Raw genomic sequence first — 22,501 nt, forward strand, 5'->3', positions numbered from 1 at the left:
GTAGCGCGCGAGGGGCCCCGCCCCGGCCGTTCCGAGGCCGGGGCGGGGCCCCTCGTCCTGTGCGGGGCGGGTCAGGCCGGGTAGGCGTGTGTCTGCGCCGCCTTGACGGCCGCCCAGACCACCGCACCCGGGTGCAGACCGAGTTCGGCGGCGGCGACCGTGGTCAGGTCGGCGGTGAGGGGAAGCGTGCCGGTGAGGTCCGCGCGGATCTGGTCGCCGTGCGTCTCCAGGCCGGCGACCTCGCAGCGCCACAGGTTGCGCGCGCTGGAGCCGGTGGGGCGGTCCCGGTGGAGGGTGACGGCGCCCGGCGGGAAGGCCACGAACACCGGACCGGACAGGTCCTCGGTGATGGTGAGGGCGGGCCCGGCCTCCAGCCGGACGGTGTGCCCGTCGGCCTGGCCGCGGTAGAGGTTCAGGCCGACCAGTTGCGCGACGTAGTCCGTGCGCGGACGGCGGGCGATGTCTGACGGGGTGCCCTCCTGGACGACCCGGCCGTGCTCGACGACGACCAGCCGGTCGGCCAGCACCATCGCGTCCAGCGGGTCGTGGGTGACCAGGACGGCGACGGCCTCGAACTCGGCGAGGTGCCGCCGGAGCTGCGCGCGGACCTCCAGGCGGGTGCGGGCGTCGAGCGCGGCGAGCGGCTCGTCCAGGAGCAGCAGCCGGGGCCGGGTGGCCAGGGCGCGGGCGAGGGCCACGCGCTGGGCCTGGCCGCCGGAGAGGCGGCGGGGCTTGGCACCGGCGTGACCGGTCAGACCCATGCGGGCCAGCCACCCGGCGGCCTGCGCGCGGGCCTCGGCCTTGGTCGCGCCCCGGCAGCGCGGGCCGAAGGCGACGTTGTCCAGGGCGGACAGGTGCGGGAAGAGCAGGTAGTCCTGGAAGACGACCCCGACCGGGCGCGCCTCGGGCGGCGTACGGTCCAGGGCGGCGCCGTCCAGGCACAGATGGCCGCCGGTGAGCGGGACCAGGCCGGCCAGCGCGCGCAGGGCCGTGGTCTTGCCGGCGCCGTTCGGCCCGAGCAGCGCGACGACGTCCCCGGGCGCGGCGGTCAGGGCCACGTCGAGGCGGAAGATGCCGCGGTCGACGACGAGGCGGGCGTCCAGGCCCTCTCCGGGCAGACCCCGGTCACGGAGGCCGGCCGGGGTCTCGTCGATGTCGGTCATGAGGCGATCGTCCTGGGTGTGGGGCGGATCATGGTCGGGTCGTGGTCGGAAGCAGGGCCGTGGTCAGGTGGAGGCCGTCATCCAACGGTCCCGCAGCCCCGCCAGTACCGCGATCGACACCGTCAGCAGCACCAGGCTCAGGGCGATCGCGGCGGCCGGGTCGTTCTGCAGGGCCAGATAGACCGCCAGCGGCATGGTCTGCGTACGGCCGGGGAAGTTGCCCGCGAACGTGATCGTCGCGCCGAACTCGCCGAGCGCCCGCGCCCAGGCGAGCACGGCGCCCGCGGCGATGCCGGGCGCGATCAGCGGCAGGGTGACCCGGCGGAACGCGGTGAAGCGGGAGGCGCCCAGCGTGGTGGCCGCCTCCTCGTAGCGCGGGTCCGCGGCACGCAGCGTGCCCTCGACGCTGATGACGAGGAACGGCATGGCCACGAACGCCTCCGCGACCACCACCCCGGCGGTGGTGAACGGCAGCGTGATCCCGAACCAGGCGTCCAGCCACTGCCCGACGACGCCGCCCCGGCCCAGCGCCAGCAGCAGGGCCACACCGCCCACCACCGGGGGCAGCACGAGCGGCAGTGTCACCAGGGCCCGGACCAGCCCGCGCCCGGGGAAGTCCGTACGGGCCAGCAGCCAGGCCAGTGGGACGCCGAGGACCAGGCTCACGGCGGTGGCGGCGGTGGCGCTGACCAGGGACAACTGGAGCGCCTGCCACACCTCGGCGCTGGTCAGCTGCTGTGGCAGGCTGCGCCAGGGGGCCCGGATGAGCAGGGCGAGCAGCGGCAGCAGCAGGAAGGCGAGGCCCACCAGGGCGGGCAGCAGGAGGGGCAGCGGTACGCCGCCGAGGGCACGCGCGCGCCGCGCCCCGCTCTCCGGGACCACGGTGCGGGCCCTGTCGACCTCGGTCATGGCTTCAGGAACCCTGCCCGGGTCAGGACCTGCTGACCCTCGGCGGACGTCACCAGTTCGACGAACGCTTTGGCCGCGGCGGCGTTGGGCGCGTTCTTGAGCAGGGTGATCGAGTAGTCGTTGAGGGCCTCGGCCGACTCGGGGAACTCCACGCCCTGGACCCGGCCGCCGGCGGCCTTCACGTCGGTCTTGTAGACGACGGCCGCGTCGGCCTCCTTCAGCTCGACCTTGGTCAGGGCGCTCCTGACGTCCTGTTCGTAGGAGACGGGCGTCAGCTCGAGGTGGCTCGCGCCCAGTGCCTTCTGGGCGGCGGCCCCGCAGGGCACCGCCTTGTCGCACAGAACGACCTTCAGGCCGGGCTTGGTGAGGTCCTTCAGGGAGGAGATCCTGTCCGGGTTGCCCGGCAGGGTGGCGATCTCCAGCTGGTTGCGGGCGAAGGCGACCGGCGTGCCGGCCGCGTCCTTCCCGTCGGTCACGGTCGCCATGGTCCTGGCGCTGGCGGCAGCGAACACGTCGGCGGGGGCGCCGGCGGTGATGCTCGCGGCGAGGGTGTCGCTGCCGCCGAAGTTGAAGGCGACCTCGGTGCCCGGATGCTGCCGCTCGAACTCCTTGCCGAGCGTGGTGAAGCTCTCCTTCAGCGAGGCGGCGGCGAAGACGGTCACCGTGCCGGACGGCCTCGGCGAGGAGGACGCCGACGAGTCGGGCCCGGACGAGGACGAGCCGTCGGAGGACGAGGAGGAGCAGGCGCCGAGAGCCAGCAACGCCACGGCCCCCGCGGCGGCCGTCCGCAGCGTCCTGGTCCGTCGAGCGGAACGGGTCATCACGGTTCTCCTCCTCTGGCTCTGCGCGGAAGAGCTGTCGCGCCCCGCCACGACCGGCCGGCGGCCGTGCCGCGATCATACTGCCGCAATTGCCAGGTGTAAGGCCCTTGCTGCATCGCATGAGCTGGCAGACATCGAAATACAGCTGGTATGTGCGTTTGTATGAGACGGCCGCTCGGGTACGGACACTCAGGAGGTGGTGGCCGTGACGCTCGCGGAGTTCGACCTGACCGGCGACCTCGCCCGCCCGGCCCGGCTGACGGTGCGGGACCCGCTCGTCCGGCCGCAGCACCGGGCGGGGGTCGCCTTCGCGTGTGCCACCGGCGGAGTGCGGCACCACCGGTTCACCGGCCCGCGCTGGTACGACGTGCTGTCCGCGGCAGGGCCCGGTTTCGATCCGGCACGGCGCAAGGGCCGGTTGCGCTTCCTGTCGCGGTCACGGCTGCCGACGGGCACCACGCGCTGCTGTCGTGGGCCGGGATCGATCCCGACTTCGCCGACGCTCCGGTCCTGCTCGCGGTGACCGTCGACGGCACCCGGCTCGACGGCACCGGCCCCCGGCCGGACCTGCCGCAGGACCGCTGCGGAGCGCGGTACGTCAGGGGCGTCCGGGCGATACGCGTGGACGGTGGATACCCCTCGCGCGCCCGGGTGCGAGGCCGTTCGGCTACGTCCGGTCGATGTGCACGTTCGTCGACTTCACGCGGGCCGTGGCCTCCATGCCCACCTCCAAACCCAGTTCCTCCACGGCCTCCCGGGTCAGCAGCGAGACCAGGCGGTGCGGGCCGGCCTGGATCTCGACCTGGGCCGCGACGTCGCCGAGCTTGACGGCGGTCACGATGCCCGGGAAGGCGTTGCGGACCGAGGTGTACGAAGGGGCCTCCTCCCCACCCCCGGTCCTGGCGAGTTCGACGGAGAAGGCGGCGAGGTCCCGCCCGTCGATGAGCCGCCGCCCGCTGTCGTCACGGTGGGTGGCCACCCGGCCGGCGTCCGCCCAGCGGCGCGCGGTGTCCGGGCTGACGCCGAGCAGTCGGGCCGCCTGCCCGATCGTGTAGGACTGCATGCCGGCCACGATAGGGCCGGGAGCGGCACACGGTGACCCGGGGCCGGCCGTCGGCGGGCGTGGCTCACCCGGTGTGCACGCGCGGGCGCCTGGCACGGTCCGGCTCCGCCTCGCGCAGCACCTCGCGGGTGACCGGGGCCACCTCGCCCTGGCCGAAGAGGAAGAAGCGCAGGAAGTTGGCGAGGGGGTTGCCCTCCGTCCACTGGAAGTAGATGTGCGGGATGCGGCCCGTCCTCTCCCGGACGTGGAGGAGGAGGGCGGCCAGGGCGTTGGGGACGGAGGCGGACTCCAGGGCCAGCACCCGGTAGCGGTCGTGCACGACCTCGCCGCGCACCGTCAGGCCGGCCTCGAACTCCGAGGGGTCGGTGACCGTCACCTCGACGAAGACGAAGTCCTCCGTGGCCGGGATGTCGTTCTCGCTGTGGATCTGTTCGAGCCTGTTGCGGTAGTCGGCCTTGTCCCGCCGGTGGGGTTCGTGAGCGATGAACCGGATCTTGCGGCTGGCGATGTCCCTGACGAATCGTTCCGCCATGTCGTCCAGCGTGACGCTCGTCACCCTCAGCTCGAAGGAACGGGCCAGCCGCGACAGCAGCGAGACCAGGATGATCCCGGCGATGAAGCAGGCGCCGATCTTCACACCGTCGGGGCGCTCGATGACGTTGACGACGGTCGTGTAGAGGAAGACGGCCGAGATCACGCCGAACGCGATGGTCCAGTTGCGTTGGCCGGCCTTGCGGGCGGCGATGGTCACCGCGATCGCCGCGGAGCTGATCAGGACGAGCACGCCCGTGGCGTACGCGCCGCCCTGCCTGTCGACGTTGGCGTCGAAGATCCAGGTGACCAGGAAACCGATCAGGGTGAAGACGATGACCATCGGGCGGACCGCCCGCGCCCAGTGCGGGGCCATGCCGTAGCGGGGCAGGTACCGCGGCATCAGGTTGAGCAGCCCGGCCATCGCGGAGGCGCCCGCGAACCACAGGATCAGGATCGTGGAGATGTCGTAGACCGTGCCGAAGCTGTTGCCGAGGTACTCGTGCGCCAGGTAGGCCAGCGCACGGCCGTTGGCCTGGCCGCCCGCCTTGAACTCCTTCGCCGGGATCAGCAGCGTGGTGATGAAGCTGCTGGTGATCAGGAAGACGCTCATGATGAGCGCGGCCGTGGTGAGCAGTTTCCTGGTGTCCCGGATGCGGCCGGTCGGCCGCTCCTCGGTGTCGTCCGGGTCGCCCTGGACGTGCGGCATGACGGCGACGCCGGTCTCGAAGCCGGACAGGCCCAGCGCGAGCTTGGGGAAGACCAGCAGGGCCACGCCGACCATGAGGAAGACGTTGCCGTGCTGGGCGGTCAGGGCACTGGTCCAGTCGGTGATCACATGACCGGCGGTGAGGACGTGCCACACGCCGACGACCACCACGACGGCGTTCAGCGCCAGGTAGACGCCGACCAGCACGAACGCCACGCCGATCGCCTCCACGAAGCCCTTGAGGAACACCGCGCCGAGCAGGGCCACGAGCAGGAGTGTGATCAGCATCTGGTGGCCGTGCAGCGCGTTCGTCAGGTGCGGGTTCTGCACCAGGTGGGTGGAGGCGTCGGCGGCCGACAGGGTCATGGTGATCAGGAAGTCGGTGGCGGCGAAGCCGAGCAGGGTGAGCACGAACAACTTGCCCTGCCAGAACGAGAGCAGCCGCTCCAGCATCGCGATCGATCCCGCGCCGTGCGGGCTCTCCTCGGCCACCCTGCGGTACACCGGAAGGGCGCCCACGAGGGTGATGAGGACCAGGACGAGGGTCGCGATCGGAGACAGCAGACCGGCCGCGAGGGCGGCGATGCCCGGCTGGTAACCGAGGGTCGAGAAGTAGTCCACGCCGGTCAGGCACATCACCCTGTACCACCGCTGCCCCTTGTGCGGGTGCTCCGGCAGGGCGTGCGGGGCCTGCTGCATCCCCTTGCCCATGTCGGACAGGCCCTCCAGCATCCAGGTGCGCAGACGACTGGGAGGGCGTTCGATGGTGGTCATGGCCCTGCTCCTGAGGGGCGGCTCGGCGTGTGGATCGGGCCATCACGCGGACAGGTCACCAGCGTATGCGGAGAGTGACGCAAGGACCCACAGGTGCCCGGGCGGGCAGCCGTCAATCTTCTGTTAAGAATGGCTGCGACACCGGCGAGGTCTCGGCTGGACCAGCGAGCTCTTGGGTTTCCCGCCGCCCTGGACCGGAAAGCGGGTGCGGGGTGCCGGGACCGGGAACGGACACCCAGCGTCACGGTTCCAGTCCGGAGACCCGGAACACGGCCGGCGCGGTCTCGCGGTCGACCCGCTCGGACAGGTGGCGCAGCCCCTCCGCGCCGCACCGCAGGAGGCCCGCCGCCGCGGAGTGCCGTACGTCCTCGTCGAGGCGGTGCCAGACCGCGGGATTGTCCGCCAGTACCTCGAGGTCGAGCTCCACCCGCCCGCCGAGGGCGTCGAGCAGGACCAGCCGCCGGCGGACGCCGTCCACCCAACGCACCGGCACCAGCAGGTCGGTGCGGACCAGGCGGCTGTGCAGCAGTGACCGTGAGGCGACCCAGCCCTGGCCGACGCGGACACGGGGCGGGCGCAGCGCCACGAAGAGCAGTACCGAGAGCGTGAGCCAGAGCGCCCCGCGCCACCGTGTGAGGCCGCCCGTGCCCCAGTCGGCCAGAAGCAGCAGGCCGAGCAGCGCCACCGAGCAGCGGACCGAGGTGCGCAGGTCCCGCGCCCAGCGACGGTCGCGGACCATACGGTCCGGTTCCCGCCCGGCCGCACCGGCGCCGTGTCCCATGTGCCCGGCACCAGGGCCCTTCGGGAGCCGTGGCGCCGGCCCTTGACACGCCCCTGACGCGCTCGCGCCCCTCCTTGACGCCACGCCGATGGCGTCGCCGGGTGGCGAGCCGTAAGGGGTTCGTCAAGGGTGGAGGTAGCGCCGTAAGGGAGCCGTCAACGGTGGTCGGATTCGGGCGGGGAAGGTCGTTTCCTCGAAGCGTCGTCGTCCGTTCATCACCCCATCCCAGGAGTCCACGATGGCCGACCTGGCCCTCGTCGTCGTCACGCTCGCGGTGTTCGCGCTCGTGTCCCTCGTCGTCAAGGGGGTGACGAAGCTGTGACCGCCGAGAACGTCGTCGGCCTGGTCGTGGCCGTCGCCCTGCTGGGCTACCTCGTCCTCGCCCTGATCTTCCCGGAGAGGTTCTGAGCGGCGTCATGGGTCCCGTACTCGCCGGCGTGCTCCAACTGCTCGCTCTCATGGCCGCGCTGGCGCTCGCCCACGTACCGCTGGGCACCTACATGGCCGGCGTCTACTCCGGGCGGCGCCACTGGAGGGTCGAGAGATGGATCTACAAGGCCGTCGGCGCCGATCCGGACACACAGATGCGCTGGCCCGCGTACGCGCGCGGCGTGCTCGCCTTCTCCGTGGTCGGTGTCCTCCTCCTGTACCTGCTCCAGCGCATCCAGGGCGTCCTGCCGCTCTCGCTCGGCTTCCGGTCCGTCGGCCCCGCCCAGGCGTTCAACACCGCCGCGTCCTTCGTGACGAACACCAACTGGCAGTCGTACTACGGCGAGCAGACCATGGGGCACGTGGTGCAGACCGCCGGTCTCGCCGTACAGAACTTCGCCTCCGCGGCCGTCGGCCTGGCCGTGGCCGTCGCCCTGGTGCGCGGCTTCGCACGGTCGGGCACCGGCGTCCTCGGCAACTTCTGGGCCGACCTGGTGCGCGGCACCGTACGCATCCTCCTTCCGCTGGCCGCGGTGGCCGCGGTGGTGCTGGTGGCCTGCGGGGCGATCCAGAACTTCTCCGGCATTCACGAGGTCGGCCAATTCTTCGATGGGCACGGCGTGGGGGGCTCGCAGCAGTGGAACGGCGGCGCGGTCGCCTCCCAGGAGGCCATCAAGGAGCTGGGCACCAACGGCGGCGGCTACTTCAACGCCAACAGCGCCCACCCCTTCGAGAACCCGACGCCGTTCACCAACCTCTTCGAGATCTTCCTGATCCTGGTGATCCCGTTCTCCCTGACCCGTACCTTCGGCGTCATGGTCGGCTCGGTCCGGCAGGGCTACGCGATCCTCGCGGCCATGGCGGCCATCTGGCTGGGTTTCGTCGCCCTGATGATGTGGACCGAGTTCGCCCACCGGGAGGGCGCCCTGCGGATCGCCGGCGCCGCCATGGAGGGCAAGGAGGTCCGCTTCGGCGTCGGAGGCTCCTCGATCTTCGCGGTGTCGACCACGCTCACCTCGACCGGTGCGGTCGACTCCGCCCACTCGTCGCTCACCGGGTTCGGCGGCGGGATCGCCCTGCTCGGCATGATGCTGGGCGAGATCGCGCCCGGAGGCGTGGGCTCCGGCCTGTACGGCATTCTCGTCATGGCGGTCATCGCGGTGTTCATCGCCGGTCTGATGGTCGGACGCACACCCGAGTACCTGGGCAAGAAGATCGGCTCCCGAGAGATCAAGCTGGCCGCCCTCTACATCCTGATCACCCCGGCGCTCGTCCTGGTCTTCACCGCCTTCGCGATGGCCCTGCCGACCCCGCCGCGCTCGGCGCTCAACCCGGGCGCGCACGGGTTCTCCGAAGTGCTCTACGCCTACACGTCCGCCGCGAACAACAACGGCTCGGCCTTCGCCGGACTGAACGCGAACACCGACTGGTTCAACATCACGACCGGGCTCGTCATGCTGCTCGGCCGGTTCCTGCCCGTGGTGTTCGTCCTCGCCCTGGCCGGCTCCCTGGGCGAGCAGCGGCCGGTACCGGTCACCGCGGGCACCTTGCGCACCGAGAAACCGCTGTTCACCGGTCTGCTGGTGGGCGCCGTCCTGATCGTCGTCGGGCTGACGTACTTCCCGGCGCTCGCGCTGGGCCCGCTGGCCGAGGGGCTGGCGTGATGACCACCTCCACACAGAACCACGAGAACCCCATGTCCACAGTCCCCAGGACCCGGGCACCGCACAGCGACGTACCCACCGGTCACCCGTCCGGCCCCGGCCGGGTCGGTGCGGGCTTCTTCGACGCCCGGCAGTTGGTCAGGTCGCTGCCCGACGCCTCCCGCAAGCTCGATCCGCGAGTGATGGTCAAGTCGCCCGTGATGTTCGTGGTGTGGACCGGTGCCGTGCTGACCACTGCCTTCTCCCTCACCCGCCCGGGTGACTGGTTCGGCTGGGCGATCAGCTTCTGGCTGTGGCTGACCGTCTTCTTCGCCAATCTCGCCGAGGCGGTCGCCGAGGGCCGCGGCAAGGCGCAGGCGGACACCCTGCGCCGGGCCAAGACCGACGCCGTGGCACGCCGGATCGACGGGACCGAGGTCCCCGGCACCGAGCTGCGCGTCGGCGACCTCGTCGTGTGCGAGGCGGGGGACGTCATCCCCGGCGACGGGGACGTCGTCGAGGGCGTCGCGTCGGTCGACGAGTCGGCCATCACGGGGGAGTCGGCGCCGGTGATCCGCGAGTCGGGGGGCGACCGGTCGGCGGTGACCGGCGGTACCAGGGTCCTGTCGGACCGTATCGTCATCAAGATCACCACCAGGCCCGGCGAGACCTTCATCGACCGGATGATCGGCCTCGTCGAGGGCGCCGCCCGGCAGAAGACGCCCAACGAGATCGCGCTGAACATCCTGCTCGCCTCGCTGACGATCGTCTTCCTCCTCGCGTGCGCCACCCTGCCGCCGTTCGCCGCCTACGCGGGCACACACCTGACCATGGTGGTGCTGGTCGCGCTGCTGGTCTGCCTCATTCCCACGACGATCGGCGCGCTGCTGTCCGCCATCGGCATCGCGGGCATGGACCGGCTGGTCCAGCGCAACGTCCTGGCGATGTCCGGGCGGGCGGTGGAGGCCGCCGGCGACGTGTCGACGCTGCTGCTGGACAAGACCGGCACGATCACCCTCGGCAACCGCCGGGCCGCGGAGTTCGTCCCGGTGCGCGGCACCACCGCCGCCGAGCTCGCGGACGCCGCCCAGCTCTCCTCGCTGGCCGACGAGACGCCCGAGGGCCGCTCCGTCGTGGTGCTGGCCAAGGAGAAGTACGGGTTGCGCGAACGGCATCAGGGCGAGCTCGCCGGCGCCGAGTGGATCGCGTTCACCGCGCAGACCCGGATGTCCGGTGTGGACGTGGACGGCCGCGGCATCCGCAAGGGCGCCGCGGGGTCCGTGATCGCCTGGGTGAAGGAACGCGGTGGGCAGATCGCCGAGGACGCGGACCGGCTCGGCGAGGAGATCGCCGCGGCGGGCGGCACCCCGCTGCTGGTCGCCGTCGAGGATCAGGGCGGCGTCCGGGTCCTGGGCGTCATCCACCTCAAGGACGTGGTCAAGGCCGGCATGAGGGGGCGCTTCGACGAGCTGCGCCGCATGGGCATCAGGACCGTCATGATCACGGGTGACAACCCGCTGACCGCCCGGGCGATCGCCGACGAGGCCGGCGTCGACGACTTCCTCGCCGAGGCCACGCCCGAGGACAAGATGGCGCTGATCCGGCGTGAGCAGAGCGGCGGCAAGCTGGTCGCGATGACCGGGGACGGCACCAACGACGCGCCCGCGCTGGCCCAGGCCGACGTCGGGGTGGCGATGAACACCGGTACGTCGGCCGCCAAGGAGGCCGGCAACATGGTCGACCTCGACTCCGACCCGACCAAGCTGATCGAGATCGTCGAGATCGGCAAGCAGCTGCTGATCACCCGCGGAGCGCTCACCACGTTCTCCATCGCCAACGACGTGGCCAAGTACTTCGCGATCATCCCGGCGATGTTCGCCGCCGTCCACCCGGGCCTGGACAGTCTGAACGTCATGCGGCTGTCCTCGCCGAGTTCGGCGATCCTGTCCGCGGTCGTCTTCAACGCGCTGGTCATCATCGCGCTGGTGCCGCTCGCCCTGCGCGGCGTGCGCTACCGGCCGACGAGCGCGGACCGGATGCTCCGCCGCAACCTCGTGGTCTACGGACTCGGCGGCCTCGTCGCGCCCTTCATCGGCATCAAACTCATCGACCTGCTCCTCTCCCTGATTCCCGGGATCGGGTGACACACGTGAACAACTCCCTCGTGAACACCGGCCGTCTGCTGGTGGCGGGCCTGCGGGCGCTGCTCGTGCTGACCCTGTTCACCGGTGTGGTCTATCCGCTCGCCGTCACGGGTGTGGCCCAGGCGTTCTTCGGACACCAGGCGAGCGGCTCGGAAGTCAGGGCGGACGGCAGGGTCGTGGGCTCGTCACTGATCGGTCAACAGGGCTACGGCCTCGACTACTTCCAGCCGCGGCCGGCGGCCGGACTCGGCGTCAACACCGTGAACACCCAGTACAAGCTGATCCTGTCCGGGGCCACCAACCTCGCCGCCGACAATCCCAGGCTGGTCAAGGCGGTCGAGCGGGCCCGGGCCGAGGTGGTGAGGGTCAACTCCACGCCCGACCACAAGGTGAAGCCCTCCCAGGTGCCGGCCGACGCCGTGACCTCCTCCGGTTCCGGCCTCGACCCGGACATCTCCCCGGCGTACGCGCGTCTCCAGGTCCACCGGGTCGCCGAGCGCAACCACCTGCCGGTCGCCCGGGTCGAGCGGCTGGTGCGGGAGCACACCGAGGGCCGCACCCTCGGCTTCATCGGCGAGCCGTGTGTCAACGTCCTCCAACTCAACGTCGCCCTCAGGGAACTGACCACGGGCCACTGACGGCGACCCGGCGTCCGCGCTCCCTTGTCCCCGCCCGGAGCCGCGCCTACAGTGCGACTCCGTAAGTTTCGCCCTTCGCGGCGAAAGTTTCGAGAAGCCCCGGCGAAGGGACTCCACGCCCGTGCGGCCGACGGCACCTGGTGGATGGTGCTGCTCGGCACCCGCCCCCGGGGCTGGTTCCCGGGGTTCCACGTACTGGGCCGGGGGACCTTCCTGGCCCCGGTGGAGTGGGTGGACGGGTGGCCGCGGGTCGGCCCGGTGGGCGAGCGGCACCCGGCGCCCGCGGTCCGGCGCCCCCTGCCCCCGCCGTCCGGGCGGGACGACTTCGACGTGCCCGCCCTGGCGCCGTGCTGGATCTCCCCGCGCAGCAGGCCGGACGGCTCCTGGTCGCTGACCCGGCGCCCCGGGTGGCTGACGCTGACCGCGACCGGCGACAGTCTCGACCGGCCCGGCCACACCTTCGTCGGACGCCGGCAGCAGCACCCCGACTGCCGGGTGGCGGCGCGGGTCGAGGCCGGCTCGGGCAGGGCAGGGCTCTCCGTCCGCCTGGACGAGGCGCACCACTACGACCTGGAGGTGGGCGGGGGAGGGGTGAGCGTGGTCGCCCGGATCGGACCGCTGTGCCAGCGGATCGCCCAGCACCCGGTGCCCTCCGGTCCGCTCACCCTCGTCGTGGACGTCCGCACGGACGACGTACCCCCGCCCACGGCCACGGCTCCGGGCCGGCCGGCACCCGGCGTGCGGACGGCCGGCCCGGACGCGATCGCCTTCTCCGTCGAGGGCCCCGAGGGGACCGTACGGCTGGCCGAACTGGACGGGCGCTACCTGTCCACCCGGGTCGCCGCGGGGTTCACCGGCCGTGTGATCGGGATGTACGTCACCGAGGGCAGCGCGGCGTTCGACTGGTTCGACTACCGCCTGCCGTAAGTGATCCGCGGGCGGTTCGCCGGAACCGCCCGGGCGCTCAGGCGGCGGTCACCACCCGGCCGGTGTCCAGCGGGCGGTGCGGGGCGATGATCCGGCCGTCCGGCAGGAGCTCACCGGTGTCCTCGAAGAGCAGGACGCCGTTGCACAGCAGGCTCCAGCCCTGCTCCGGGTGGTGTGCCACGAGACGGGCGGACTCCCGGTCGGCGGAGTCGGCTGAGGGGCACGGTGGCTGGTGCTGGCACATGGATGGGATCTTTCGCTCTGTCGTGTGGTCCGTGTCGGCTGACGTGTGCGTCCTGCGGCTGGTGGCATCCGCCATGGCCGCCTCCCCCGTTCGACGAGTCGGTCGGAAACCAGTGTTCCCCCGCGGGCGTGATCCCGCAGGCATTTCGCGGCACCGCTTCTCACGGGTTGGAGACGCGTCACACGGACGAGCGGTTCATCCCGACGGCACCGTCACTTCGGGTGGTTCGCGGTGGCCGGACGGGGCTAGTCCGATGGCACCCCCTCTTTTCCGGGGCGAACGGCTTGTCCAACGGCTTGTCCGGGGCGAACGGCATCGCACCCCGCCACCGGGAAGTCCGGCGGCGGGGTGGCGACTGCTCGTCGGGGAGTTCGGGGCCCCTGCTCCACCAAAGGGACGGTGCAGGACCTCCCCGTCGCCTCTGGCCGCACCCACATGGCCGGGCCGCGAGGGGTGTGCATCAGCAGCCCCCGGTCGGGGCGTGCGGCTGACCAGGCTCGTTCCCGCTCAGTCCGTGGGAACGGCACGAGGGCGCCCGAAGGGCGGGACGTCAGGCGGGGGAGCTCATGAGCCGGGCCGTCCTCACCCGATGGGTGAGGACCGGCAGCAGGTCGGCGGCCCGGTGCGGCCGGTGGGCGGCTATCCCGGGCGGGGCCGGCGCGAGCGGTACGAGCAGGTCGGCGGGGGCGGGGTGGCCGGTGGCGCCGTCGTCGGAGATGTCGCCGTGCAGCCACAGGGTGAGCATGTACAGGCTGGGCATGGACAGCAGGCGCGGCTGGTACGGCTGGGTCACCGTCTCCGCCTGACGCAGCGCGCGCTCGGTGGAGGTGACGTAAGGGCCCTCGAAGAAGTGCGAGAAGGTCCAGCCGTCGGGGGTCAGCATGGTCTCGGCCGCGGCCACCGCGTGGTCGCCGCAGCGGATCAGGAAGCGCCACCCGGCCAGCCTGGTCGCGGAGACCCCTTCGGGGGTGATCCGGTCCATGACGTGCACGGGCAGCGGAAGTTCGGGGGTGGCGGGCTGCTGTGCGGTGCGCAGGGCCGGGGTCGGGGCCTCGCGGACCGCGGTGGGTGAATCGAGTGCCGTGAGGACGGAGCGCAGGGCGGGCGCGGGAGCCGGGGGGAAATGCAGCGGCATGGTGGGTCGCCTCTCATTCGACAGGCACGGTGGCGCGAGGGCCGGGCAGGGGGGCGGACGGCGCTGTCAGCTCTCGGGGCAGGAGGAGGCCGAGCCGGGGCTTGATGAAGAACGAGGGGTACGGGACGCGCGGCCTGCCGCACATGCTCCTGACAGGGTTCAGGGCTGTGGACATCAACCTTCTGCCGTGGTGCAGAGTTTATACGACAAATGTTCAGGCGGTGTTTCGCCTAGCTGTTTCCGGTGTGAACCGCAAGAGCCTATTCAGTCGGAGATTTGCGGGAATCGTCCCGACTTCGCGTGGGCGGTACCGCGATGGCCTCGGGTTGTGCCCGTACGGCGGTCGGCCCGATGCTGTCGGCGTTTTTCACGAGTTTCCCGGGGTACCCGAATCCGTTGGGTGCCTCATGCCGCGTGAATGTGCCTCTGGTCACATGAGTCCAGAGTAGCCGGTGCGGCGCGCAGACGGGGCGTTATCGATCGCTTCGGCGGGGCATCATCCCACCTGACCGGGACCCCGGCGGCCGATCTTCGGCCCGCCCTGCGAGGAGGGATGCTGCGATGGGGGAGAAGGTCGTGGCCGGCCAGTTCGACCTGTCCGATCGCAACCGCTACCGCGACAAGCTCCGACGGTGTCTGAAGGGGCTGGAACGGCTGCTGGACGAGAAGCGGTTCGACCGGCCCAAGAACCTCATGGGGCTGGAGATCGAATTGAATCTGGTCGGCTCCGACGGCATGCCGAGAATGCTGAATGCGCAAGTTCTCGAGCGGATCGCCAGCCGCGACTTCCAAACAGAACTCGCCATGTTCAATCTGGAAGTCAACATCGCTCCCCATCGATTGGGCGGCCGGGTATTCGACCGGCTCGCCGAGGAGCTCAGGACGTCGCTGGCATATGCCGACCGGAAAGCCGGAGAGGTGGACGCCTCCATAGCGATGATCGGAATTCTGCCCACCCTCGGCAGGGACGACCTGGTCTCCTCCAACATCTCCGACGTCGACCGCTACACGCTGCTGAACGACCAGATCGTGGCGGCCCGCGGCGAGGACTTCACCCTCGACATCGACGGTGTGGAGCACCTGACCTGCACCTCGAAGTCCATCGTGCCCGAGGCCGCCTGCACCTCCGTGCAGTTGCACCTGCAGGTCACCCCGGGCCGCTTCGCGGACGTGTGGAACGCCGCGCAGGTGGCCTGCGCCCCGCAGATCGCCATGGGCGCCAACTCGCCCTTCCTGTTCGGACGCGAGCTGTGGCGGGAGTCGCGGCCCCCGCTGTTCCAGCAGTCCACCGACACCCGTCCGCCCGAGCTCCAGGCCCAGGGCGTACGGCCGCGCACCTGGTTCGGCGAGCGGTGGATCTCCTCGGCGTACGACCTCTTCGAGGAGAACCTGCGCTACTTCCCGGCCCTGCTGCCGATCTGCGACGGCGAGGACCCCCTCGACGTGCTGGACGCCGGCGGCGTGCCGAAACTCGCCGAGCTCGTCCTGCACAACGGCACCATCTACCGCTGGAACCGCCCGGTCTACGACATCGCGGACGGGATGCCGCACCTGCGCGTGGAGAACCGCGTCCTGCCCGCCGGGCCCACCGTCACCGACGTGATCGCCAACGCGGCCTTCTACTACGGCCTCGTCCGCGCGCTCGCCGGGGAGCCCCGGCCGGTGTGGACCCGGCTGCCCTTCGAGGCGGCGGCTGCCAACTTCGACGCCGCGTGCCGGTACGGCATCGGCGCCCGGTTCACCTGGCCCCGGCGCGGGCGCCACTCCGGCACGGTGGAGGTCGATGCCGTCCGGCTCGTCCGCGACGAACTGCTGCCGCTGGCCGAGGCCGGTTTGAGCGCCTGGGGTGTGGAGCGGGCCGACCGGGACCTGTACCTCGGAGTGATCGAGGAGCGGTGCCGGCTGAGGACCAACGGCGCGGAGTGGCAGGCCGCCACCTTCCACCGGGCTCTGGAGCAGGGGCTGGGCAGGGAGGCCGCCCTGGCCGCCGTCACCCGGCGCTACCACGAGCTGACGAACCTCGGCGAACCGGCGCACACCTGGCCGGTCGGCCTGCCGGAGCCGGTGCCGCTGGGCTGAGCCGCGCCGCCCGTGCCGGGGCGTGTCGCAGGGGGGCCGCCGACGTCCGCGAGGGGCGCGTCGGGCAAGCTGTGACGTCCCAGGACGGTGTGCGGGAGGCGTGTGTGCAAGCGGAGGCGGGGCCGGGGGCCGATTCTTTTCCGGTGGAGCGGCTGTCGCGGCGGATCGTCCGCGACGAGACCCTGCTCGTTCTGGCGCTCTCGCTCGGCGCGAGCGGCGTGTCCGCCCTGATCAGTTTCGTCGGCTCGGTCACGCGACCCGGCGGACTCAAGGACCAGGCTGCCACGCTCAACGCCTCCGCCGCCCCGGGGCGCCCCTGGCTCGACCTCGCCTGGCAGCTGTTCGGGATCGCCACGGCCCTGGTCCCCGTCGCCCTCGTCGCCCACTTCCTGCTGCGCGAGGGACGGAGCCTGCGCGCACTCGGCTTCGACCGCACCCGCCCCTGGCCGGACCTCGGGCGCGGGGCCGTGATCGCCGCGGTCATCGGCAGCACCGGCATCGCCTTCTACCTGGCCGCCCGCGGCTTCGGTTTCAACCTCACCGTGGTGCCCGAGGCGCTGCCCGCCGTGTGGTGGAAGTATCCGGTGCTGATCCTGTCCGCGCTGCAGAACGCGATCCTCGAAGAGGTCATCGTCGTCGGCTACCTGCTGCGCCGGCTCGGGCAGCTGGGCTGGACGCCGGGGACCGCGCTGGCGGCCAGTTCCGTACTGCGCGGCTCGTACCACCTCTACCAGGGCATCGGCGGCTTCGTCGGCAACCTGGTGATGGGCGTGGTCTTCGTCTGGCTGTACCGGCGGTGGGGCCGGGTCGGCCCGCTGGTCGTGGCGCACTTCCTGCTCGACGTCGGGGCCTTCGTGGGCTACGCGCTGCTCGCCGGGAAGGTGGGCTGGCTGCCGACGGCGTGAGCGGAGACGCGAGCCGGAAAGGCGGGAAGGGGCGTACGGGACCTTCGTACGCCCCTTCTCCGTCTGCTGGATTCGCCGTCTACCGGACGAGCAGGTCGCCCTCGATGACGGTGACCGCGTGGCCGGTGAGCAGGGTGCGGTCGCCGCGCAGGCCGGTGCGGACGAGGCCGGAGCGCGGCGAGGCCTGCAGGCCGGTGAGGTCGGGGCGGCCCAGGCGCTCGGACCAGTAGGGGGCCAGGGCGGTGTGGGCGCTGCCGGTGACCGGATCCTCGTCGATGCCGACGTTCGGGAAGAAGCACCGGGAGACGAAGTCGTACCCGCGGGCCGGGTCCTCGGCTCGGGCGGTGGCGATGATGCCGCGTGCGGAGTGGGCGCCGAGGGCCTTGTGGTCGGGGGCGAGCGCGCGGACCGTCTTCTCGTCGGCGAGTTCCAGCACCAGGTCGCCGACGTTCGGGCCGGTGTCGTAGGCGGTGCGCGGCTCGGCGCCGAGGGCCCCGGCGATCCCGTCGGGGACGTCCACCGCGGTGAGCGGGGCGGTCGGGAAGTCCAGGGTGATCGCGCCGTCCTCGGCGGGGGTCGCGATGAGTACGCCGCTGCGGGTGGCGAAGCGCACCGGTCCCTCGTGGGCGCCCGTCGTGCGCAGGACGTGGGCGGTGGCGAGCGTGGCGTGGCCGCACATCGCGACCTCGGTGGTGGGTGTGAACCAGCGCAGTGCCCAGTCGGCCTCGCCGCCCTCGGGCAGCCGGTGCGCGAACGCCGTCTCGGCGTGGTTGACCTCCAGCGCCACCTTCTGGAGCCAGTCGTCCTCGGGGAAGGCGTCCAGGAGCAGGACCCCCGCGGGGTTGCCGGCGAAGGGACGGTCGGTGAAGGCGTCGACGATTCGAATCCGCATGCCCCGACGGTACGGGGTCCGGCGCGCGGCGGACCAAGGCCCCTGGGCGGCCGGCGGCCTGGTGGAGCGGGAGCACGGTTCGAAAGGGATTGTCGAACGAGTGTTGCCGATATATCGTTGAGGTATCGCGACAGATCGACGATGGGATGGAGTGGTTGCGATGCGTATGCATGGGTTCGAGCGTGGACACCGGCAGGGCGGCCGCCGGGGCGGTCAGGGCGACCGGGGCGGCTTCGAGGGGCGACGGGCCGCGTTCGGGCCCTTCGGGCCGGGCGGCCCCGGCTTCGGGCCGGGTTTCGGTCCGGGTCCCTGGGGCGGACGAGGGCGGGGCGGGCCGCGCGGCAGGGCGCGGCGCGGTGACGTACGGGCGTCGATCCTGGCCCTGCTCAAGGACCGTCCCATGCACGGCTACGAGATGATCCAGGAGATCGCCGAGCGCAGCGGCGGAGCGTGGAAGCCCAGCCCCGGCTCGGTCTACCCCACCCTCCAGATGCTGGAGGACGAGGACCTGATCGTCAGTGAGAGCGAGGGCGGCAAGAAGCTGTTCTCCCTCACGGAGACGGGTCGCGCCGCGGCCGACGAGGGGCCGGACGCGCCCTGGGAGGAGGCCTCGCGCGGCGTCGACCGGGAGGCCCTGAACGAGATCCGGCAGGCCGGCTTCGGCCTGATGGAGGCCTTCGGCCAGGTCTGGAGGACCGGCAGCAAGGAGCAGCGCGAGAAGGCGCTCGCCCTCGTCGACGAGACCCGCAGGAAGCTGTACCTGATCCTCGCCGACGAGGACTGACGATCGTCCGCCGTCCCGGCCGACCGGTCCGGAAGCCTGTGCGGGTGCGTCCTGATCTCCTCCTTACGGATGAGATTCCCTCCGTCCGAGTCCGCTTCCCGTGGGACGCGGAAATGCTTCCCGCCGGGGATGACCGGAGCCGGAGGGACTGATGGGCTGGGGGATGTGCGATCCCGTGTTCCCCGGCAGCCCGCCTCCGGACAGGATGTCCCCCGCCCGGACGACGACGCCCGGCTCAGCGCCGAGCTGGCGGCGGTGGTCGCCGGTGCCCGCAGGAGGGCGGTCCGGGACGGGGACCGGCAGATCGACACCGCCCATCTGCTGCACACACTCCTGGAGTCCGACCCCGAGGTGCGCGCGGCCTTCGACGGCGCGCCGCGGATCGCCCGGCTGCTCGGCTACCTCGTGCAGCGCAGCATCGGCTACGGCCTGCGCTGGCAGAGCACCGTGGAGGACTCCGGCGCCCTGCCCGTGGTGACGGAGGCCGGCGGCCTCTCGCCGGTGGCCTCGGCCGCGCTGGAGGACGCCTGCGAGCGCGCCGCCCGGCGCGGCGAGGACCTGGCACGCGGCGTCGACCTGCTCGCCGCGCTCGTCACGGCCCCGCGGGCACGCGCCGTCGAGGTGCTCACCCGCGCCGGAATCGACGCGCGGGACCTCGCCGCCCGGCTCGACAACGATGCCAAGGGCTGTCCGGAGGGCTGTGCCGTCGGGGGCGGCGGAGGCGGTTGCTGAGCCGGGACGGGCGGGTGGGGCCGCGGGTGTTCCCGTCCAGCCCGTGGGACAGGTGCCACCGGGGGTGACGCTCATGTCATCGCCTGCCATCATGTGCCGGTGCGTACGTCTCAGATCAGTCAGGGCCGTCCCGGCAAGGGCGTCGGGCTCGGTCTCGCGCTCGTGTCCGCGGTAGCCTTCGGCGGTTCCGGCGTCGCGGCCAAGCCACTGATCGAGGCGGGCCTCGATCCGCTGCACGTGGTGTGGCTGCGCGCCTCCGGCGCCGCCCTCGTCATGCTGCCGCTCGCCGTGCGGCACCGCGCGCTGCTGCGCGACCGCCCCGCCCTGCTCGCCGGGTTCGGCCTGCTGGCCGTGGCGGGCGTCCAGGCCTGCTACTTCGCGGCGATCTCCCGCGTACCCGTCGGGGTCGCCCTGCTCATCGAGTACCTGGCGCCCGCGTTGGTCCTCGGCTGGGTCCGGTTCGTGCAGCGGCGGCCGGTCACCCGGGCCGCGGCGCTCGGAGTGGTCCTCGCGGTCGGCGGACTCGCCTGTGTCGTCGAGGTCTGGTCCGGTCTGGGCTTCGACGTGCTCGGACTGGTGCTGGCGCTCGGCGCGGCCTGCTGCCAGGTCGGCTACTTCGTGCTGTCCGACCAGGGCGGCGACGCGGGAGAGGCGGCCCCGGACCCGCTCGGCGTCATCGCCCACGGCCTGCTCATCGGCGCCGCCGTCCTGACCGTCGTGGCGCGCCCCTGGAGCATGGACTGGTCGGTGCTCGCGCACAGCGCGCACATGAACGGCGCGTCGGTGCCGGCCGCCGCCCTGCTGCTGTGGCTCGTGCTGGTCGCCACGGTCGTCGCGTACGTCACCGGAGTGCTTTCCGTGCGGCGGCTCTCGCCCCAGGTGGCGGGGGTGGTGGCGTGCCTGGAGGCGGTCATCGCGACCGTGCTGGCCTGGGTGCTGCTCGGCGAGCACCTCTCGGCACCGCAGGTCGCCGGCGGGGCGCTCGTGCTGCTGGGCGCGTTCATCGCGCAGTCGTCGGCGCCCGCGAAGGGCTCGGCGGAGCCGGTGGCGAGCGGCGGTCCGGAGAGGGAGCTGTCGGCCCGGGGAACGGCGGCCTGAGGTGCGGGGTCCTGTCGGCCTGTCCGTCGGGCGCGGCCTGCTCTACCTGATCGTCGCCGGTGCGGCCTGGGGCACGGCGGGCGCGGCCGCCTCCCTGGTCTACCGGACCAGCGACACGGGGCCCGTAGCCCTGTCCTTCTGGCGCTGCGCGGTCGGCGTCGTCCTGCTGCTCGCCGTGCGCCTCCTGCGCCCCCGCGTCCGGCCGTCCGTGCCCGTGCCGGACGACACGGGGGCGCGGTCGGGGAACCGGCAGGCCCTGGGCCTCAGGCTGCGGCGGGCCGCTGCCGTCGGCGCCGGCCTCGCCGTGTTCCAGACGGCCTACTTCGCCGCCGTGGAGGCCACCGGGCTGGCCGTGGCGACCGTCGTCACCCTCGGCGCCGGACCCGTCCTCATCGCGCTCGGCGCCCGGCTCACGATGGGCGAACGGCTCGGCCGGGCGGGCCTGACCGCCGTCGCCGGGGCGCTCGCCGGACTGGGCGTGCTGGTGCTCGGCAACGGCGGTGCCGCCGCGCGGCCCTGGGGGGTGCTGATCGCCCTGGTGGCGGCGGCCGGTTACTCCGCGATGACCCTGCTCACCCGCTGGTGGGGCCGTGACGGCGGGGCGGACCAGTCCGGCACGACCATCGGGGCGTTCGCGGTCACCAGCCTGTGCCTGCTGCCGTTCGCGCTGCTGGAGGGGCTGGTGCCGCACACCGAGGACCCGGTACGGCTGCTGTGGCTGCTGGCGTACATCGCCTCGGTCCCGACCGCCCTGGCCTACGCCCTCTACTTCGCGGGCGCCGCCGTCGTACGGTCGGCCACCGTCTCCGTGATCATGCTGCTGGAGCCGGTCAGCGCGGCGGTGCTGGCCGTCGCCCTGCTCGGCGAACGGCTGACGGCGGCCACCTGCGTCGGCACCGCGCTGATGCTCGGCTCGGTCGCCGGCCTCGCCCTGGCGGAGGCGCGCGGGGCACGGGCGGCGGTGGGGGGACCCGCCCTCGCGTGATGCCGGGCGGGCGCGTCCGCCGGACCGGTCCGCCCGCCCGCTCAGGTCCCGCGCCTGCGCAGCAGATGCTCCCGGGCCGCCGCGTCGCGCGCACCGCCCCGCTCCGCGAGGGCCACCGCGATGCGGTCCTGGACCTCGGCGGACCGCTTGCCCGCGTACTTGAACTTGGCCCGCACACCGGTCACTTCCAGCCGCAGCCCGCGGATGCCGGACAGCAGGCGGCCGTACGGCGCCTCGCCCGCCGCCGCCCGGGCCGAGCCGCCCTTCGGCTGGAAGTGGCCCAGCTGACGGTTCAGCAACTCGGCCTTCTCCCGCGGGTCGTCCACCACGTGGGCGGTGCAGCGGAGCTGGACGGCGGCGTAGAAGCTCGTCGGGACCCCGTGCTCGGGAGGGCCGTCCGGATCGGCCTGCCAGGGGCCGGGGACGTGGACGTAGTCGTCGACCACGCTCAGCAGCACCTGCGAATTCGCCTCCAGGGCGGGCCACAGCGGGTTCGGGCGGGCGAGGTGGGTGACGGCCTCGCCGCGCTCGGTCTCGTAGGCGAAGTGCAGCGGCTGGACGAGGGGCGGTTCGCCGGGCGGGCCGGTCACGGCCAGTTGGCCGAAGTCATGGGTGGTCAGCCACTGCTGCCACTCGGTGTCCTCGCGCGGGGCGTCCCAGGGATGGACGAGCATCACAGGGCCGTGAGGTAGCCGGGGAGCCCGACGCCGGGGAGCAGGTCGGCCTCGGCGAGCGGGGTGCCGTACTGCCTGCGGACCGGCACCACACCGGCCCAGTGGGGCAGGGAGAGGTCCTCGGGCTCGTCGTTCACGCCGCCGGTGCGCAGCTTGGCGGAGACCTCGTCCAGGTCGAGGCGGAGCACGGCGGTAGCCGCCAGCTCCTTGGCGTTGGCGGGGCGGGAGTCGGCCGCACGGCCCGGCACCACGTGGTCGACCAGCGCGTCCAGTGCCGTCCGCTTCTCCTCGGGGTCGGTGACCTGGTGGGCGACGCCGTGCACCACGACGGAGCGGTAGTTGATCGAGTGGTGGAAGGCGGAGCGGGCCAGGACCAGGCCGTCGACATGGGTGACCGTCAGGCAGACCGGCAGCCCCGGACCGGCCTGTCCGGCCGTGCGC

21 protein-coding genes and 2 pseudogenes are annotated in these 22,501 nt (G+C 72.4%); 12 read left to right on the plus strand and 11 right to left on the minus strand.

Going from position 1 to position 22,501, the window contains the following annotated elements; genetic code table 11:
- Positions 1–71 precede the first annotated feature (71 nt).
- The 3 genes from RH94_RS17825 to modA all read right to left on the minus strand — a co-directional run bounded on the left by RH94_RS17825 (position 72) and on the right by modA (position 2,893).
- Complete coding sequence (locus tag RH94_RS17825; protein ID WP_073948564.1) at positions 72–1,163, minus strand: ABC transporter ATP-binding protein; 1,092 nt, start codon at positions 1,161–1,163, stop codon at positions 72–74.
- A gap of 63 nt (positions 1,164–1,226) precedes the next feature.
- Complete coding sequence (locus tag RH94_RS17830) at positions 1,227–2,072, minus strand: ABC transporter permease (protein WP_073948565.1); 846 nt, start codon at positions 2,070–2,072, stop codon at positions 1,227–1,229.
- On the minus strand, positions 2,069–2,893 hold the full coding sequence (gene modA / locus RH94_RS17835; protein ID WP_073948566.1) for a molybdate ABC transporter substrate-binding protein: 825 nt from the start codon (positions 2,891–2,893) through the stop codon (positions 2,069–2,071). The genes RH94_RS17830 and modA overlap by 4 nt, the downstream gene beginning before the upstream one ends.
- 196 nt (positions 2,894–3,089) lie before the next feature.
- Between modA and RH94_RS17840 the strand changes: the two are divergent.
- Positions 3,090–3,529: pseudogene (locus RH94_RS17840) on the plus strand (hypothetical protein); the annotation flags it as partial.
- Positions 3,530–3,560: 31 nt separating this feature from the next.
- Here the strand turns inward: RH94_RS17840 and RH94_RS17845 are convergent.
- The 3 genes from RH94_RS17845 to RH94_RS17855 form a co-directional block, all read right to left on the minus strand.
- On the minus strand, positions 3,561–3,956 hold the full coding sequence (locus tag RH94_RS17845; protein WP_073948567.1) for a TOBE domain-containing protein: 396 nt from the start codon (positions 3,954–3,956) through the stop codon (positions 3,561–3,563).
- Positions 3,957–4,020: 64 nt separating this feature from the next.
- The gene (locus tag RH94_RS17850; protein WP_073948568.1) at positions 4,021–5,970 is read right to left on the minus strand and encodes an APC family permease; all 1,950 of its coding nucleotides are present in this window, start codon (positions 5,968–5,970) and stop codon (positions 4,021–4,023) included.
- 241 nt (positions 5,971–6,211) lie between these two features.
- The gene (locus RH94_RS17855; protein ID WP_073948569.1) at positions 6,212–6,709 is read right to left on the minus strand and encodes a hypothetical protein; all 498 of its coding nucleotides are present in this window, start codon (positions 6,707–6,709) and stop codon (positions 6,212–6,214) included.
- Positions 6,710–7,069: 360 nt separating this feature from the next.
- Between RH94_RS17855 and kdpF the strand changes: the two genes are divergently transcribed.
- The 5 genes and pseudogenes from kdpF to RH94_RS17880 form a co-directional block, all read left to right on the plus strand.
- Positions 7,070–7,159 (plus strand): K(+)-transporting ATPase subunit F, encoded by a 90-nt coding sequence (gene kdpF / locus RH94_RS17860; protein ID WP_009326374.1) that lies wholly within the window; start codon positions 7,070–7,072, stop codon positions 7,157–7,159.
- Between the two features lie 8 nt (positions 7,160–7,167).
- Positions 7,168–8,844: a potassium-transporting ATPase subunit KdpA gene (gene kdpA, locus RH94_RS17865; RefSeq protein WP_073948570.1), complete on the plus strand. Its 1,677-nt coding sequence runs from the start codon at positions 7,168–7,170 to the stop codon at positions 8,842–8,844.
- Positions 8,844–10,967 carry a potassium-transporting ATPase subunit KdpB gene (gene kdpB / locus RH94_RS17870; protein ID WP_107428748.1) on the plus strand — a complete coding sequence of 708 codons (2,124 nt, stop codon included), beginning with the start codon at positions 8,844–8,846 and terminating at the stop codon, positions 10,965–10,967. The genes kdpA and kdpB overlap by 1 nt, the downstream gene beginning before the upstream one ends.
- A gap of 5 nt (positions 10,968–10,972) precedes the next feature.
- The gene (kdpC, locus tag RH94_RS17875) at positions 10,973–11,605 is read left to right on the plus strand and encodes a potassium-transporting ATPase subunit KdpC (protein WP_073948571.1); all 633 of its coding nucleotides are present in this window, start codon (positions 10,973–10,975) and stop codon (positions 11,603–11,605) included.
- Positions 11,606–11,620: 15 nt separating this feature from the next.
- A pseudogene (locus RH94_RS17880) lies at positions 11,621–12,532 on the plus strand (beta-xylosidase family glycoside hydrolase); the annotation flags it as partial.
- A 37-nt stretch (positions 12,533–12,569) separates the two neighbouring features.
- Here RH94_RS17880 and RH94_RS17885 read toward each other — a convergent pair.
- Together RH94_RS17885 and RH94_RS17890 are read right to left on the minus strand one after the other, a co-directional pair.
- The gene (locus RH94_RS17885) at positions 12,570–12,776 is read right to left on the minus strand and encodes a DUF5999 family protein (RefSeq protein WP_079189089.1); all 207 of its coding nucleotides are present in this window, start codon (positions 12,774–12,776) and stop codon (positions 12,570–12,572) included.
- Positions 12,777–13,326: 550 nt separating this feature from the next.
- Positions 13,327–13,911 carry a hypothetical protein gene (locus RH94_RS17890; RefSeq protein WP_073948573.1) on the minus strand — a complete coding sequence of 195 codons (585 nt, stop codon included), beginning with the start codon at positions 13,909–13,911 and terminating at the stop codon, positions 13,327–13,329.
- Positions 13,912–14,472: 561 nt separating this feature from the next.
- Here RH94_RS17890 and RH94_RS17895 point away from each other — a divergent pair.
- Positions 14,473–15,990: a glutamate--cysteine ligase gene (locus RH94_RS17895; RefSeq protein ID WP_073948574.1), complete on the plus strand. Its 1,518-nt coding sequence runs from the start codon at positions 14,473–14,475 to the stop codon at positions 15,988–15,990.
- 104 nt (positions 15,991–16,094) lie between these two features.
- Positions 16,095–16,895, plus strand: coding sequence for a CPBP family intramembrane glutamic endopeptidase (locus RH94_RS17900; protein WP_073948575.1), 801 nt, complete (start codon positions 16,095–16,097; stop codon positions 16,893–16,895).
- A 79-nt stretch (positions 16,896–16,974) separates the two neighbouring features.
- Here the strand turns inward: RH94_RS17900 and RH94_RS17905 are convergent, their stop codons facing one another.
- Complete coding sequence (locus RH94_RS17905; protein WP_073948576.1) at positions 16,975–17,787, minus strand: PhzF family phenazine biosynthesis protein; 813 nt, start codon at positions 17,785–17,787, stop codon at positions 16,975–16,977.
- A gap of 160 nt (positions 17,788–17,947) precedes the next feature.
- Here RH94_RS17905 and RH94_RS17910 point away from each other — a divergent pair, with 160 nt between their 5' ends.
- The 4 genes from RH94_RS17910 (at position 17,948) to RH94_RS17925 (ending at position 21,386) form a co-directional block, all read left to right on the plus strand.
- On the plus strand, positions 17,948–18,571 hold the full coding sequence (locus RH94_RS17910; protein ID WP_073948577.1) for a PadR family transcriptional regulator: 624 nt from the start codon (positions 17,948–17,950) through the stop codon (positions 18,569–18,571).
- A gap of 165 nt (positions 18,572–18,736) precedes the next feature.
- Positions 18,737–19,303, plus strand: a complete 567-nt coding sequence (locus RH94_RS17915) for a Clp protease N-terminal domain-containing protein (protein WP_073948578.1) — start codon at positions 18,737–18,739, stop codon at positions 19,301–19,303.
- 93 nt (positions 19,304–19,396) lie between these two features.
- Positions 19,397–20,401, plus strand: coding sequence for an EamA family transporter (locus tag RH94_RS17920; RefSeq protein ID WP_073948579.1), 1,005 nt, complete (start codon positions 19,397–19,399; stop codon positions 20,399–20,401).
- Position 20,402: 1 nt separating this feature from the next.
- A complete protein-coding gene (locus tag RH94_RS17925) occupies positions 20,403–21,386 on the plus strand; it encodes a DMT family transporter (protein WP_073948580.1) in 984 nt (327 codons plus the stop codon).
- 41 nt (positions 21,387–21,427) lie between these two features.
- Here RH94_RS17925 and RH94_RS17930 read toward each other — a convergent pair whose 3' ends face one another.
- Complete coding sequence (locus tag RH94_RS17930; protein ID WP_073948581.1) at positions 21,428–22,060, minus strand: FMN-binding negative transcriptional regulator; 633 nt, start codon at positions 22,058–22,060, stop codon at positions 21,428–21,430.
- Positions 22,060–22,501, minus strand: a 442-nt coding sequence (locus RH94_RS43750; protein WP_234425855.1) for a pyridoxamine 5'-phosphate oxidase family protein, incomplete at its 5' end; no start/stop codon positions are given. The genes RH94_RS43750 and RH94_RS17930, both read right to left, overlap by 1 nt.

This window comes from Streptomyces kebangsaanensis (assembly GCF_001906585.1).
GTDB classification, from domain to species: domain Bacteria; phylum Actinomycetota; class Actinomycetes; order Streptomycetales; family Streptomycetaceae; genus Streptomyces; species Streptomyces kebangsaanensis.

Excerpts from the sequence above, each read along its gene's own strand:
- RH94_RS17850 (WP_073948568.1), bottom strand. The coding sequence starts at position 5,970 with ATGACCACCATCGAACGCCCTCCCAGTCGTCTGCGCACCTGGATGCTG.
- RH94_RS17890 (WP_073948573.1), bottom strand. The coding sequence starts at position 13,911 with ATGCCGCTGCATTTCCCCCCGGCTCCCGCGCCCGCCCTGCGCTCCGTC.
- RH94_RS17895 (WP_073948574.1), top strand. The coding sequence starts at position 14,473 with ATGGGGGAGAAGGTCGTGGCCGGCCAGTTCGACCTGTCCGATCGCAAC.
- RH94_RS17910 (WP_073948577.1), top strand. The coding sequence starts at position 17,948 with ATGCGTATGCATGGGTTCGAGCGTGGACACCGGCAGGGCGGCCGCCGG.
- RH94_RS17930 (WP_073948581.1), bottom strand. The coding sequence starts at position 22,060 with ATGCTCGTCCATCCCTGGGACGCCCCGCGCGAGGACACCGAGTGGCAG.
- RH94_RS17905 (WP_073948576.1), bottom strand. The coding sequence starts at position 17,787 with ATGCGGATTCGAATCGTCGACGCCTTCACCGACCGTCCCTTCGCCGGC.
- RH94_RS17825 (WP_073948564.1), bottom strand. The coding sequence starts at position 1,163 with ATGACCGACATCGACGAGACCCCGGCCGGCCTCCGTGACCGGGGTCTG.
- RH94_RS17885 (WP_079189089.1), bottom strand. The coding sequence starts at position 12,776 with ATGTGCCAGCACCAGCCACCGTGCCCCTCAGCCGACTCCGCCGACCGG.
- kdpB (WP_107428748.1), top strand. The coding sequence starts at position 8,844 with ATGACCACCTCCACACAGAACCACGAGAACCCCATGTCCACAGTCCCC.
- modA (WP_073948566.1), bottom strand. The coding sequence starts at position 2,893 with ATGACCCGTTCCGCTCGACGGACCAGGACGCTGCGGACGGCCGCCGCG.
- RH94_RS17855 (WP_073948569.1), bottom strand. The coding sequence starts at position 6,709 with ATGGTCCGCGACCGTCGCTGGGCGCGGGACCTGCGCACCTCGGTCCGC.
- kdpA (WP_073948570.1), top strand. The coding sequence starts at position 7,168 with ATGGGTCCCGTACTCGCCGGCGTGCTCCAACTGCTCGCTCTCATGGCC.
- RH94_RS17845 (WP_073948567.1), bottom strand. The coding sequence starts at position 3,956 with ATGCAGTCCTACACGATCGGGCAGGCGGCCCGACTGCTCGGCGTCAGC.
- RH94_RS17830 (WP_073948565.1), bottom strand. The coding sequence starts at position 2,072 with ATGACCGAGGTCGACAGGGCCCGCACCGTGGTCCCGGAGAGCGGGGCG.